General features: G+C 57.7%; 9 protein-coding genes, 1 tRNA gene and 2 other RNA genes. 11 read left to right on the forward strand and 1 reads right to left on the reverse strand.

What is annotated here, in order from left to right:
* The first annotated feature begins 14 nt into the window (after nt 1-14).
* Nucleotides 15-3614 (forward strand): urea carboxylase, encoded by a 3600-nt coding sequence (gene uca / locus KOL70_RS13050; protein ID WP_215480760.1) that lies wholly within the window; start codon nt 15-17, stop codon nt 3612-3614.
* Between the two features lie 265 nt (nt 3615-3879).
* Nucleotides 3880-4176, forward strand: coding sequence for an HTH-type transcriptional regulator (locus KOL70_RS13055; protein ID WP_021507026.1), 297 nt, complete (start codon nt 3880-3882; stop codon nt 4174-4176).
* A gap of 46 nt (nt 4177-4222) precedes the next feature.
* Here KOL70_RS13055 and KOL70_RS13060 read toward each other — a convergent pair whose 3' ends face one another.
* On the reverse strand, nt 4223-4816 hold the full coding sequence (locus tag KOL70_RS13060; RefSeq protein ID WP_215480761.1) for an HD domain-containing protein: 594 nt from the start codon (nt 4814-4816) through the stop codon (nt 4223-4225).
* A 60-nt stretch (nt 4817-4876) separates the two neighbouring features.
* On the opposite strand from KOL70_RS13060, the gene KOL70_RS13065 reads away from it, so the two are divergent.
* The 9 genes from KOL70_RS13065 (at nt 4877) to dppC (ending at nt 13131) form a co-directional block, all read left to right on the forward strand.
* Nucleotides 4877-5341 (forward strand): MarR family winged helix-turn-helix transcriptional regulator, encoded by a 465-nt coding sequence (locus tag KOL70_RS13065; protein WP_010616544.1) that lies wholly within the window; start codon nt 4877-4879, stop codon nt 5339-5341.
* A gap of 96 nt (nt 5342-5437) precedes the next feature.
* Nucleotides 5438-5866, forward strand: a complete 429-nt coding sequence (locus KOL70_RS13070) for an organic hydroperoxide resistance protein (RefSeq protein ID WP_021507024.1) — start codon at nt 5438-5440, stop codon at nt 5864-5866.
* Nucleotides 5867-6135: 269 nt separating this feature from the next.
* The gene (gene eptB, locus KOL70_RS13075; protein ID WP_159378044.1) at nt 6136-7830 is read left to right on the forward strand and encodes a kdo(2)-lipid A phosphoethanolamine 7''-transferase; all 1695 of its coding nucleotides are present in this window, start codon (nt 6136-6138) and stop codon (nt 7828-7830) included.
* A gap of 124 nt (nt 7831-7954) precedes the next feature.
* Nucleotides 7955-8031 (forward strand) — tRNA-Pro (locus KOL70_RS13080).
* A 35-nt stretch (nt 8032-8066) separates the two neighbouring features.
* Nucleotides 8067-8196, forward strand: a non-coding RNA gene (locus KOL70_RS13085) — RtT sRNA.
* 38 nt (nt 8197-8234) lie between these two features.
* A non-coding RNA gene (locus KOL70_RS13090) (RtT sRNA) lies at nt 8235-8364 on the forward strand.
* Nucleotides 8365-9343: 979 nt separating this feature from the next.
* Nucleotides 9344-10954: a dipeptide ABC transporter periplasmic-binding protein DppA gene (gene dppA, locus KOL70_RS13095; RefSeq protein WP_058758078.1), complete on the forward strand. Its 1611-nt coding sequence runs from the start codon at nt 9344-9346 to the stop codon at nt 10952-10954.
* A gap of 245 nt (nt 10955-11199) precedes the next feature.
* Nucleotides 11200-12219 carry a dipeptide ABC transporter permease DppB gene (gene dppB / locus KOL70_RS13100; RefSeq protein WP_021507021.1) on the forward strand — a complete coding sequence of 340 codons (1020 nt, stop codon included), beginning with the start codon at nt 11200-11202 and terminating at the stop codon, nt 12217-12219.
* A 9-nt stretch (nt 12220-12228) separates the two neighbouring features.
* On the forward strand, nt 12229-13131 hold the full coding sequence (gene dppC, locus KOL70_RS13105; protein ID WP_021507020.1) for a dipeptide ABC transporter permease DppC: 903 nt from the start codon (nt 12229-12231) through the stop codon (nt 13129-13131).
* Nucleotides 13132-13135: the final 4 nt, after the last annotated feature.

Below are 13135 nucleotides of genomic sequence, written 5' to 3' on the forward strand. Positions count from 1 at the left end.
AAGAGTATTCAGTCATGATTGATCGCGTATTGATTGCCAACCGTGGCGCGATTGCCGTGCGTATCATCCGTACCCTGCAGGCCATGAATATCCGGGCGATTGCCGTCTATGCCGAAGCCGACCGCCATGCGCGCCACGTGCGGCTGGCCGATGAAGCCTGGTCGCTGGGCGAGGGCCAGGTGCGCGACACCTATCTCAACCAGGACAAACTGCTGGCGATTGCCGCGCAGAGCGGCGCACAGGCGCTGCATCCGGGCTATGGCTTTCTCAGTGAAAAACCGGAGTTCGTCACGCGCTGCGAAGCGGCGGGCCTGCATTTTCTCGGGCCGGATGCGGCGCAGATGCGGGCGTTTGGCCTGAAACATCGCGCGCGCGAACTGGCTGAGCAGAACGCGGTGCCACTGCTGCCGGGCAGCGGCCTGCTGACCTCCCTGCAGCAGGCACAGGCCGCCGCGCAACAGATTGGCTATCCGGTGATGCTGAAAAGCACCGCCGGCGGGGGCGGCATTGGGATGCAGCGCTGCAACAGCGCGGACGAGCTGGAGGAAGCCTTTACCCGCGTGAAGCGGCTGGCAGGTAACAACTTCGCCGACGATGGCGTCTTCTTAGAGAAATTTATCGCCCGGGCGCGGCATATCGAAGTACAGATTTTTGGCGATGGCCAGGGCGACGTGATTGCGCTGGGCGAACGCGACTGCTCGGCGCAGCGCCGTAATCAGAAGGTGCTGGAGGAAACACCCGCGCCGCGGCTCAGCGATGCGGTGCGCGCGCAGTTGCAGGCCACCGCCGTACGGCTGGCGCGCGCGGTTAACTATCGCAGCGCCGGCACGGTGGAGTATGTCTACGATGAGGTCAGCCAGCAATTCTGGTTCCTGGAGGTGAATACCCGCCTGCAGGTCGAGCATGGCGTCACTGAACTGGTGTACGGCGTGGATCTGGTGCGCTGGATGGTCGAACTGGCGCAGCAGCGCCTGCCGCCGCTGGCGACGCTGCAACCGGTGGCGCAGGGCCATGCTATTCAGGTGCGGCTGTACGCTGAGGATCCGGCGAAGCAGTTTCAGCCGAGCGCCGGACTGCTCAGCCACGTGCAGTTCCCGACGGCGCTCGATCACGCCACGCTGCGCATCGACAGCAGCGTAGAGAGCGGCATGGAGGTTTCACCGTTTTACGATCCGATGCTGGCGAAGATCCTCGTGCACGCGGCCGATCGCCAGCGCGCGCTCGACGGCATGATCGCGGCGCTGGCGCAGAGTGAGCTGTATGGCATCGAGACCAACCTGCGCTGGCTGCGTCAGCTCTGTACGCTGCCGGACGTGCAACAGGGGCGCATCATTACCGCCACGCTCGGCAGCGTGGCGTGGCAGCCGCCGACGCTGGATATCCTCAGCGGCGGTACCCTCACCACGGTGCAGGATGCGCCGGGCCGCGTCGGCTACTGGCACGTCGGCGTACCGCCTTCCGGGCCGTTCGACAGCCGCGCCTTCCAGCTCGGCAATCGCCTGCTGGGTAATGAGGCCCAGGCGGCCGGGCTGGAAATCACGCTGCGCGGTCCGACGCTGCGCTTTAATCAGGCGTGCAGCTTTGTGCTGAGCGGCGCGCCGCTGGCAGCCACCCTCGACAGCCAGCCGCTGGCGATGCATCAGGTGCTGCATGCGCAGGCCGGGCAAATCCTGACGCTGGGCGACGTGCGCGACGGCTGCCGCAGCTATCTGCTGCTGGCGGGCGGGCTGGATACGCCGCGCTATCTGGGCAGCCGCAGTACTTTTACGCTGGGTAAGTTTGGCGGTCACGCCGGGCGGGCGCTGCGCGCCGGCGACGTGCTGCAGCTGGCCGCGCCGCGTCAGGCTGCGGCGGCGCGCCTGCCTGAGACGCTGCTGCCGCCGCTTAACGGTGAATGGCAGCTGCGCGTTATTTATGGTCCGCACGGCGCACCCGCCTTTTTTACCGATGACGATATCGAGGAATTTTTCGCTGCCGAGTGGCAGGTGCACTACAACTCCAGCCGCACCGGGATTCGGCTGATCGGCCCGAAACCAGACTGGGCGCGCAGCGATGGCGGCGAGGCGGGCATGCATCCGTCCAATATTCACGACAACGCCTATGCCTTTGGCACGGTGGATTTTACCGGTGATATGCCGGTGATCCTTGGTCCGGACGGCCCTTCGCTGGGCGGCTTTGTCTGTCCGGCGACGGTGATCGACGCCGATCTGTGGAAGCTGGGTCAGCTGAAAGCGGGCGATCGGCTGCGCTTTGTGCCGATCGCCCTTGCTGATGCCGATCGTCTGGCGCAGGCGCAGCGTCACGAGATCGCGCATCTGCAAGCGGAAGCGGTGCGCGTGGCGCCAGCACTGCCGCTGATCGATCCGATCTTGCACCAGCATGCAGCAACCGCCGGGCGGCCTGCACTGTGCGTGCGCGCCGCGGGTGACCGTTTTCTGCTGGTGGAGTATGGCGCGCTGACGCTGGACATTGCGCTGCGTTTCCGCGTTCACGCCCTGATGCAGTGGCTGGAGGCGCATCCGCTGGCGGGTCAGCTGGAGCTGACGCCCGGCATCCGCTCGTTACAGGTGCATTATGATGCGCAGCAGTGCGCAAGAAGTGAGCTGTTGGCGCAAATTTTGCACGCTGATAATCTGCTGGGCGACCTCGCCGACGCGGCTGTGCCATCGCGCACTGTGTGGCTGCCGCTCAGCTGGGATGATGCCGCCTGCCGTGAAGCCGTAACACGCTATAGCCAGTCGGTGCGTCCGAATGCGCCCTGGTGCCCGAGCAACATTGAGTTTATCCGGCGCATCAACGGGCTCGATAGCGTGGAAGCGGTGAAACAGATTGTGTTCAGCGCCTCGTATCTGGTGATGGGGCTGGGCGATGTCTATCTCGGCGCACCGGTGGCGACGCCACTCGATCCGCGTCACCGCCTGGTGACCACCAAATACAATCCGGCGCGCACCTGGACAGCGGAAAACTCGGTGGGCATCGGCGGCGCGTATCTGTGTGTTTATGGCATGGAAGGGCCGGGCGGCTATCAGTTCGTCGGACGCACGCTGCAGATGTGGAATCGCGATCGCCGCACCAGCGCCTTTACCCAGCCGTGGCTGCTGCGTTTCTTCGACCAAATCCGTTTTTATCCGGTCAGTGCCGACGAACTGCTGCAAATCCGCGAACGTTTCCCGTGGGGCGATTATCCGCTGCGCGTGGAAGCCGGGGAATTTCGCCTCGCCGACTATCAGGCACTGCTGACTGCCCAGGCGACGGAGATCGACGCATTCCAGCAGCAGCGTCAGCAGGCGTTTGACGCCGAGCTGGCGCGCTGGCGCGCCGATGGTCAGTTCACCTTCGACAGCCAGCTGCAGGCGCAGAGCAGCGAGGAAGTGGTGGTGCCGGCGGGCTGCCACAGCGTCGAGAGCCAGGTGGCGGGCAGCGTGTGGCAATGGCTGGTGGAGGAAGGCAGTGACGTAACCGCGGGTGCCACGGTAGGCATTCTCGAATCCATGAAGATGGAAATCCCGATCGTGGCGCCGGTCAGTGGCAAAATCCACAGTCTGCAACGCCAGGCCGGGCAGCAAGTGCAGGCGGGTCAGTTACTTATGGTGATCGATCCGTTTGCAGTATAAGAAAGAAGAAAAAATAATCAGGAAACAGGCAGCAAAGCCGGGGATCTGACCCATACTTAGAGACCCGGTTCAATGTTGCATTGCTCTGACATCTTTTCGCAGTGTGCAACAGGCTGTGTCCCGTAACGGTTTCATTAAAACACTATTTTCGCCCTGATAAGGGAAAACTGTTTCGGGATACAGCCTGATAAGGCCGGTTTCAGCGCCTGGTGGCGCTTACCTCTCTACTTTCACGTGCTTCATAGTGAGTTTTAAGGAGTTCTCTATGGAAATAAAAGATCCAATGGTCGAATTACTCAGCAGTCTTGAGCAAATTGTTTTGACACGTGATGCACAGACTCCCGTATCAGAAATTGCACTCAATACCGTTTCCGTTCCCGAACCGCAGCGTTTACGCGAGATGACCGGCATGCAGGTGGATGAATTCGCCCGCGTGATGGGGGTGAGCGTCTCGTCAGTAAAAAGCTGGGAAGCGCAACGTACGCGCCCATCCGCCACGGCTCGCAAACTGATGAAACTGCTGCAGGCCAATCCGTATCTGGGCCGACAGCTGCTGGAATAACGCCGACTATCGGTTCTCTGTGACCCGCCTGCACGGCGGGTTTTTTTCAGCTTAAGCCACCGTATTTCGCCGCCTGTTTGACAAACCAGCTTTCCGGCACGCTGTACGGCGGTTTTGCCAGCTGCGCGATGCCCTGTTCAATGATGTGATTCGCCTGCTGCCACAAACGCCGATCGCCCTGCTGTAACAGCTGAATCTGAATCTGTTTCTCGACCAGGTAAACCCGGGCAAAATTGGGATCGAACTGCACGATGGCACGGGTGTTATCGATGATATCGGCCAGCTTGATGGTTTGCGCCTCGGGCGAGGCTTCGGCAGTATGGCGAAAGTGTGCCAGCTTACGGGCGGTACGATTTTTCGCCTGCGGCTGGGCGCTGTCGGTAAGCATGTCCACCAGGTGTGCAACACGCGTCCCGAAGTGTTCTTCAATATCCTGTAAGGTACTGGCGGTGTCCTCCACCGTGTCGTGCAGCCAGGCGGCAGCGATCATCGCTTCGTCATCGCTTACGCTGCGCACCAGCTCCGCGACGGCAGCCGGATGCACAATATAGGGTTCGTCGGTGTATTTGCGACGCTGGCCCGCATCGGCATGTGCCTGCGTGGCATAACGGCGCGCCTGCTCTTCCAGTGAATCACGCATCTTCACACTCCAGGAAAAAGTTGCTTGCAATTATCTAGCGCGCTATCTATATTGAGTCGCATGAACAGTAATCAAGATGACAAAAAAGTGAAGCCTGCGCCACTCCAGCTTGATCAGCATCTGTGTTTCGCGCTCTATTCGGCGAACCTGGCGATGCATAAAGTCTATCGCCAACTGCTGGCGGCGCTGGAGATCACCTATCCGCAATATCTGGTGATGCTGGTGCTGTGGCATCAGGATGATCTGACGGTATCGGAGATTGGCGAAAAGCTGTTTCTCGATTCGGCCACCCTGACGCCACTGCTGAAACGACTGGAGAGCGCTGGTCTGCTGCGCCGCCAGCGTTCGCGTCAGGATGAGCGCCAGGTCGTGGTCACGCTGACCGACCAGGGACGCGCGCTGCAGGAAAAAGCCGCCAGCATTCCGGAAGCGGTACAGTGTGCGACCGCCTGCGATACCGACACTATGGCGGCGCTGAAACAGCAGCTGGACGATCTGCGCGGCAACCTGAATCGCGCCACCTGAGCATCAGGGATGTCGCTGCGGCGGCATCCTGAGAGTGAAGTTTTCCCTTGTGCCTTATAAATAGCACGCGATTGTATAGCGAATAGTGAGGTTATGATGTCTTTAGAAAAAGTGATTTACACCGCCAAAGCCAAAGCAACCGGTGGCCGCGATGGCCGCGCCACCTCGTCTGATAACGTGCTGGACGTGAAGCTGGGCGTGCCAAAAGAGATGGGCGGCGCGGGCGGCGAGGTGACGAACCCGGAGCAGCTGTTTGCTGCCGGCTACTCTGCCTGCTTCCTCGGCGCGATGAAATTTGTCGCCGGCCGCGACAAAATCGCCATGCCAAAAGACGCGTGGATTGAGGGCGAAGTGGGGATTGGTCCTATCCCAACCGGTTTTGGCATTGAAGCAAAACTGAATATCCATCTGCCAGAGATGGACGCGGCGGAAGCGCAGAAGCTGGTTGATGCGGCACACATTGTTTGCCCGTACTCAAACGCGACGCGCGGCAACATCGACGTGACGCTGAATATCATCAACTAAGTTGATGCATGCATAAAAGGCTCCTGCGGGAGCCTTTTTTATCACGAACACCATCCCGCATCCCATCGAACTAAAGAATTTTCTGGTCTTACCATTGGTTAAATGTTCTACTGCTGCGCTCCGTGCATCATCGTAATTATTTGGGTTCAGATTCGTCCCGATCCTACTCGCCAGGTCACGCTTTTCTGCTACGCAAGCGAACCTTACGCTCTTTGCACAGTCACATTTACGGTTGAAGCATCGACACCAGGTCGGGAACAGAAATTTATATGAATTACATTAAAAGTTTAACGCAGCAAAAGTTGTCGCTTTTGCTGGCGCTCTATCTTGGCATCTTATTGAATTTGCCAATCTTTTATCGCCGTTTTGACGGCTTCTTAACGAAATCCACCGTCACCAACTGGTTATCCGCCGCGGCGGAAGTGACCGCTGCCGTACTGCTGACCTTCTTCCTGATGCGACTGCTGTCGCTGGGTGGCAAATGGTTTTATCGCGTGATCGCCAGCCTGCTGGTGGTGATTTCGGTGGCCGCCGCTTATTACATGGCGTTCTTTAACGTGGTGATCGGTTACGGCATCGTGGCGTCGGTCATGACCACCGATGTCGATCTCTCTAAAGAGGTTATCGGGCTGCACTTTGTGCTGTGGATGGTGCTGGTGAGCGCACTGCCGCTGCTACTGATCTGGCGCAATAACCTGAGCCTGACACTGATTGAACAGCTGAAAACCCCCGGTCAGCGCCTGAAACCTACAGTGATCCTGCTGCTGAGCGTAGCGCTGGTATGGCTGCCGATTCGCTACTTCGACAAGCTGCAAAAAGCCAATGAAGAGCTCACCAATATCGACCTGCCAAGCTATGGCGGCGTAGTGGCGCACTCTTATCTGCCTTCGAACTGGATCGCGGCGCTGGGCCTGTTCGCCTGGACCAAGGTGGATGAGAAGCTGGACAGCCAGGAGTTACTCGATCCGGCGAAGAAGTTTACCTATATAGCGCCGCCTGGCATTGACGATACCTATGTGGTGTTTGTGATCGGCGAGACGACGCGCTGGGATCACATGGGCATGCTGGGCTATAACCGCGATACCACGCCGAAGCTGTCGAAAGAGAAGAATCTGGTGGCATTCCGCGGTGAATCCTGTGATACCGCCACCAAGCTGTCGCTGCGCTGCATGTTTGTGCGCGAGGGCGGCACCATGGATAACCCTGGCCGTACGCTGAAAGAGCAGAACATTTTTGCGGTGATGAAAGAGCTGGGCTTCACCTCCGAGCTGTTCGCCATGCAGAGCGAAGTGTGGTTCTACGACAACGCCGATGTGAATAACTTCTCGTTCCGCGAGCAGATTGGTTCTGAGAAGCGCAATCAGGGCAAAGCGGTGGACGATATGCTGCTGGTGCCGGAGCTGCAGGCTTCGCTGCAGCGCTTCCCGAAAGGTAAGCATCTGGTGGTGTTGCACACGAAAGGTTCGCACTATCTTTATTCACAGCGTTATCCGCGCGAGTTTGCCCGTTATCAGCCTGAGTGTATTGGCGTGGACGATAAGTGCAGTAAAGCCCAGCTGATTAACGCCTACGACAACTCGATTCTGTATGTTGATACCATGCTGGACAGCGTGCTGGATCAACTGCGTGATAAGAAGGCGATTGTGTTCTATGCCGCGGACCACGGTGAGTCGATCAGCGAAAATATGCACCTGCACGGTACGCCGCGCGAGATGGCGCCGCCGGAGCAGTTCCGCGTGCCGATGATTGTCTGGGCGTCCGATAAGTATTTGCAGGACCCGACTAACCGCAGCAACTTTGAGCGCTTACAGGCGCAGCAGCGCGTCGGCAAAACCCATCGTCACGTTGAGCTGTTCGACACCATTTTAGGGTGTCTGGGTTATACCTCGCCGGATGGCGGTATTAAAGCAGCGAATAACTGGTGCCAGGCACCTGCCACTGCCAGCAGTGCGAAAGCGCTGTAATTCGTGCCTGGATCTTATTGAGCAGGCAGGTGTTTAAGGCACTGCTTGCTTTCCAGGCAATCAGGCGGATTTTCGGGAAAAGGGATTGACGCTCTAAAGTCACGGCAGTAATATTCGCCCCCATCGGCGAGTAGCGCAGCTTGGTAGCGCAACTGGTTTGGGACCAGTGGGTCGGAGGTTCGAATCCTCTCTCGCCGACCATATTCGAAAAGCCCGCTTTGCAAAAAGCGGGCTTTTTTCGTTCGTAGCAAAAGAGGATGAGAACCTCCGAAGGAGGTTTGAGCCGAGCGCAGCGAGACAACGTTGCGTCAGCAACGGCCCGCAGGGCGCTTCTCGCAGAGAAGCGTAATCCTCTCTCGCCGACCATCATTCAGGAAACCTGCTTTGCAAAAAGCAGGTTTTTTTTCGTCTGTAGCAAATAGAGGATGAGAACCTCCGAAGGAGGTTTGAGCCGAGCGCAGCGAGACAACGTTGCGTCAGCAACGGCCCGCAGGGCGCTTCTCGCAGAGAAGCGTAATCCTCTCTCGCCGACCATCATTCAGGAAACCTGCTTTGTAAAAAGCAGGTTTTTTTTCGTCTGTCGTATTTGCACTCTCAGGGTGAAATACGCGACCGCTCCGTAAAGACGCTGTCTCGTCCCTGATCGCTCGGCACACGCCATCCCTGGCGTGTGACGCTTTACTCCACGGCCTCGCATTCCACCCTTTATCTGGCTTCGGTGATGACTGAAGATTTACTGACTGCCGTGCACATCCCCCAGGTGCGTATAAATACGCACCCTACAAAAGTGCATAATCCTGTAGGGGCGCCATTCATGGCGACCGGACGGCCACGCCGGAACCCCCGCCGATCATCCATGGCGATCTAATGACCTTCCCTGAACCAGACTCACATTCTCGCAGCCATCAAGCAAAGTCATCAATTTACGCGTTCCATTAATCATCACCGGGATAAACCGTATTATCCTTCAACACCGCTCTTCATCCCTTGCTGCATCAAAGCACCTCTCTTAATTCGCGACACATTCTGCTTATGACCGGCTTTTGCTTTTTGCTGATTTCTTATGCCATTACGCCAGCATATTTCGCTGCCTGAACGTCATAACGCACGGGGAATCGTTCAGATATTCAACATTTACCGACAACTTTAAGACGTTTTTTAACGGTGATAATCACTGTCATCAGGCGCTATTGCCAGAGAATCACACGGCATTGCGCGCTTTATCACCTTTTTAAATTTTGGCTTAGCGTGCAAACACTGTTTTTTATCGTTGCTTGCACTTACTCACACTCTGTGTAAATAACCCCACGTTGTATTGACGTTCATTGCAACTGTTGACAAATTGATGCGTCAATAAGATGCAGAGACGGCCTGCGCTGGCAGGTTCCACGGCGTCAGCGCTACAACAATAACCGCTCGCATTTTGGTCATTACATAACTGACCTGCCCGAACCGCATAAAAAAATCAGAGGTCGGGCGACGCACACAACATCACATCACAATGGAGCAAAACATGATCAACTCCCTGGCCAAATCCAGGATGCTGAAGGTCGGTCTTAGCCTGATTGCTATGACCGTGGCCGCGGGCGTTCAGGCGAAAACCCTCGTTTACTGTTCAGAAGGTTCGCCGGAAGGCTTCAACCCGCAGCTGTTCACATCCGGCACCACTTACGATGCCAGCTCAGTACCGATCTACAACCGTCTGGTTGAGTTCAAAACCGGTACCACTGAGCTGCAGCCGGGCCTGGCAGAAAAATGGGACGTCAGCGAAGATGGTAAAACCTATACCTTCCATCTGCGTCAGGGCGTGAAGTGGCAAACCACCAAAGACTTCAAGCCGACCCGCACCTTCAACGCTGATGACGTCGTGTTCTCCTTCGAGCGCCAGCTCGATAAAAACAACAAGTACCACGGTGTCTCCGGCGGCAGTTACGAATACTTCGAAGGCATGGACATGCCGAAGCTGATCGCCAAAATCGAAAAAGTGGATGACTACACCGTACGCTTCACGCTGACCCGTCCGGAAGCGCCGTTCCTCGCCGACCTTGGCATGGACTTCGCGTCAATCCTGTCGAAAGAGTACGCCGACAACATGCTGAAAGCCGGCACGCCAGAAAAACTGGACCTCAACCCGGTGGGTACCGGTCCGTTCGTGCTGCAGCAGTACCAGAAAGACTCACGTATTCTGTACAAAGCCAACCCGGACTTCTGGGGCACCAAGCCAAAAATCGATCGTCTGGTATTCTCCATCACGCCAGATGCTTCGGTGCGCTACGCCAAACTGCAGAAAGGCGAGTGTCAGGTGATGCCGTATCCCAACCCGGCTGATATCGCCAGCATGAAGAAAGACACCAAAATCAACCTGATGGAACAGCCAGGGCTGAACGTCGGTTACCTGTCTTTCAACACCGAGAAAAAACCGCTGGATAACGTCAAAGTGCGTCAGGCACTGACCATGGCGGTGAACAAGCAAGCGATCATTGATGCGGTCTATCAGGGCGCCGGTCAGGCAGCGAAAAACCTGATCCCACCAACCATGTGGGGCTACAACAATGACGTCAAAGACTACGCTTACGATCCGGCCAAAGCCAAAGAGCTGCTGAAAGAAGCGGGCATGCCGGATGGCTTCAGCATTGACCTGTGGGCGATGCCGGTACAGCGTCCGTACAACCCGAATGCCCGTCGTATGGCGGAAATGGTTCAGGCTGACTGGGCGAAAATCGGCGTGAAAGCCAAAATCGTTACTTTCGAGTGGGGCGAGTACCTGAAGCGTGCTAAAGCCGGTGAACACCAGACCGTGATGATGGGCTGGACCGGTGATAACGGGGATCCGGATAACTTCTTCGCCACCCTGTTCAGCTGCGCGGCAGCGAAAGACGGTTCCAACTACTCACGCTGGTGCTACAAGCCGTTTGAAGATCTGATTCAGCCAGCGCGTGCTGAAGCCGATCACAACAAACGTATTGAGCTCTACAAGCAGGCGCAGGTGGTGATGCACGACCAGGCGCCAGCACTGATCATCGCGCACTCAACCGTGTACGAGCCAGTGAGCAAGAAAGTGAGTGGCTATGTGGTTGATCCATTAGGTAAACATCACTTCGAAAACGTCGACATCCAGGAATAACCTTTCGGATTATCGCGGTCAGGGCCAGCCATGCTGGCCCTCGGGCGGCACCTTCGCCGCCCGTACTCCGCACTTTATTTCCGGCTAATTTCTTATAAACCCTCAATACCTTGCGCTGATGCAGCGTGAAGTATGACGGGGATTTTGAAGCGCTTCTTGCGTCGCGTCCGGCTATGCCGGCTGCGGATTGTGAGCAATGTAGTCCATGGCGTTAGCGCCACGGAAAATGACTGAGAATCCGGCTTATGCTGCAATTCATACTCCGACGTCTGGGCCTTGTCATCCCGACGTTCATCGGTATTACATTATTGACCTTTGCCTTCGTTCACCTGATCCCCGGCGACCCGGTGCTGATCATGGCCGGTGAACGCGGCATCTCCCCCGAACGTCATGCGCAGCTGATGGCCCAGTTTGGTCTCGATCAGCCGATGTGGAAACAGTACATCACTTACATCAACGGCGTGCTGCATGGCGACCTCGGCATCTCGCTGAAAAGCCGCATCCCGGTGTGGGATGAGTTCGTGCCGCGCTTTAAAGCCACGCTTGAGCTGGGCATCTGCGCCATGATCTTCGCCGTTGCCGTGGGTATTCCGGTCGGCGTGCTGGCGGCGGTGAAACGCGGCTCAATTTTTGATCACACCGCAGTGGGCATCTCGCTGACCGGCTACTCAATGCCGATCTTCTGGTGGGGCATCATGCTGATCATGCTGGTGTCGGTGCAGCTCAACCTGACGCCGGTCTCCGGCCGCGTCAGCGACACCATCTTCCTTGACGACAGCCATCCGCTCACCGGCTTTATGCTGATTGATACGCTGCTGTGGGGCGAAGAGGGTGATTTCAAAGATGCGGTGATGCACATGATCCTGCCGGCCATCGTGCTGGGCACCATTCCGCTGGCGGTGATTGTGCGTATGACGCGCTCCTCAATGCTGGAAGTGCTGGGTGAAGATTACATCCGTACCGCGCGCGCCAAAGGCCTGACGCGCATGCGCGTGATCGTGGTGCATGCGCTGCGTAACGCCATGCTGCCGGTGGTCACGGTGATCGGTCTGCAGGTGGGCACGCTGCTGGCGGGCGCCATCCTCACCGAAACCATCTTCTCCTGGCCGGGACTCGGCCGCTGGCTGATCGAAGCACTGCAGCGCCGTGATTATCCGGTGGTGCAGGGCGGCGTGCTGCTGGTGGCAATCCTGATCATTCTGGTCAACCTGCTGGTTGATCTGTTGTACGGCGTGGTGAATCCGCGCATCCGTCATAAGAAATAAGGGGGAATCATGTCTGCTGTTGATCCCGCAAGCGTCACCGCTGCACCGAAGCCGATGACCCCGATTCAGGAATTCTGGCACTATTTTAAACGTAACAAAGGCGCGGTTATCGGCCTGGTTTACATCATTCTGATGCTGCTGATCGCCATCTTCGCCGATGTGCTGGCACCGCATGCCCCGGCTGAGCAGTTCCGCGATGCGCTGTTGCACCCGCCGGTGTGGCAGGAAGGCGGCAGCTGGAAATTTATTCTCGGCACCGATGACGTCGGCCGTGACATCCTGTCGCGCCTGATGTTTGGTGCGCGCCTGTCGCTGCTGGTGGGCTGCATGGTGGTCGTGCTGTCGCTGATTCTGGGGGTGATTTTCGGTCTGATGGCCGGTTATCTCGGCGGCGTGGTGGATGCAGTGATCATGCGCCTCGTCGATATCATGCTGGCGCTGCCAAGCCTGCTGCTGGCGCTGGTGCTGGTGGCCATCTTTGGCCCGTCGATTGTCAACGCCTCGCTGGCGATCACCTTCGTCGCGCTGCCGCACTACATTCGCCTGACGCGCGCAGCGGTGCTGGTGGAAGTCAATCGCGACTACGTAACCGCCTCCAGCGTGGCCGGTGCCGGTACGCTGCGCCAGATGTTCATCAATATTCTGCCTAACTGCCTGGCACCGCTGATCGTGCAGGCGTCGTTAGGTTTCTCCAACGCCATCCTGGATATGGCCGCGTTGGGCTTTCTCGGTATGGGGGCGCAGCCGCCGACGCCGGAGTGGGGCACCATGCTCTCCGACGTGTTGCAGTATGCGCAGAGTGCCTGGTGGGTCGTGACCTTCCCCGGAGTGGTCATCCTGCTGACGGTTCTGGCCTTTAACCTCATGGGCGATGGTTTGCGTGATGCACTCGACCCGAAACTCAAGCAGTAAAGAG

Source organism: Pantoea sp. B270 (assembly GCF_018726825.1).
Classification (GTDB): domain Bacteria; phylum Pseudomonadota; class Gammaproteobacteria; order Enterobacterales; family Enterobacteriaceae; genus Pantoea; species Pantoea dispersa.

Bases quoted from the DNA above. Each gene is read 5' to 3' on its own strand.
- uca (WP_215480760.1), top strand. From the start codon at position 15: ATGATTGATCGCGTATTGATTGCCAACCGTGGCGCGATTGCCGTGCGT.
- KOL70_RS13055 (WP_021507026.1), top strand. From the start codon at position 3,880: ATGGAAATAAAAGATCCAATGGTCGAATTACTCAGCAGTCTTGAGCAA.
- KOL70_RS13060 (WP_215480761.1), bottom strand. From the start codon at position 4,816: ATGCGTGATTCACTGGAAGAGCAGGCGCGCCGTTATGCCACGCAGGCA.
- KOL70_RS13065 (WP_010616544.1), top strand. From the start codon at position 4,877: ATGAACAGTAATCAAGATGACAAAAAAGTGAAGCCTGCGCCACTCCAG.
- KOL70_RS13070 (WP_021507024.1), top strand. From the start codon at position 5,438: ATGTCTTTAGAAAAAGTGATTTACACCGCCAAAGCCAAAGCAACCGGT.
- eptB (WP_159378044.1), top strand. From the start codon at position 6,136: ATGAATTACATTAAAAGTTTAACGCAGCAAAAGTTGTCGCTTTTGCTG.
- dppA (WP_058758078.1), top strand. From the start codon at position 9,344: ATGATCAACTCCCTGGCCAAATCCAGGATGCTGAAGGTCGGTCTTAGC.
- dppB (WP_021507021.1), top strand. From the start codon at position 11,200: ATGCTGCAATTCATACTCCGACGTCTGGGCCTTGTCATCCCGACGTTC.
- dppC (WP_021507020.1), top strand. From the start codon at position 12,229: ATGTCTGCTGTTGATCCCGCAAGCGTCACCGCTGCACCGAAGCCGATG.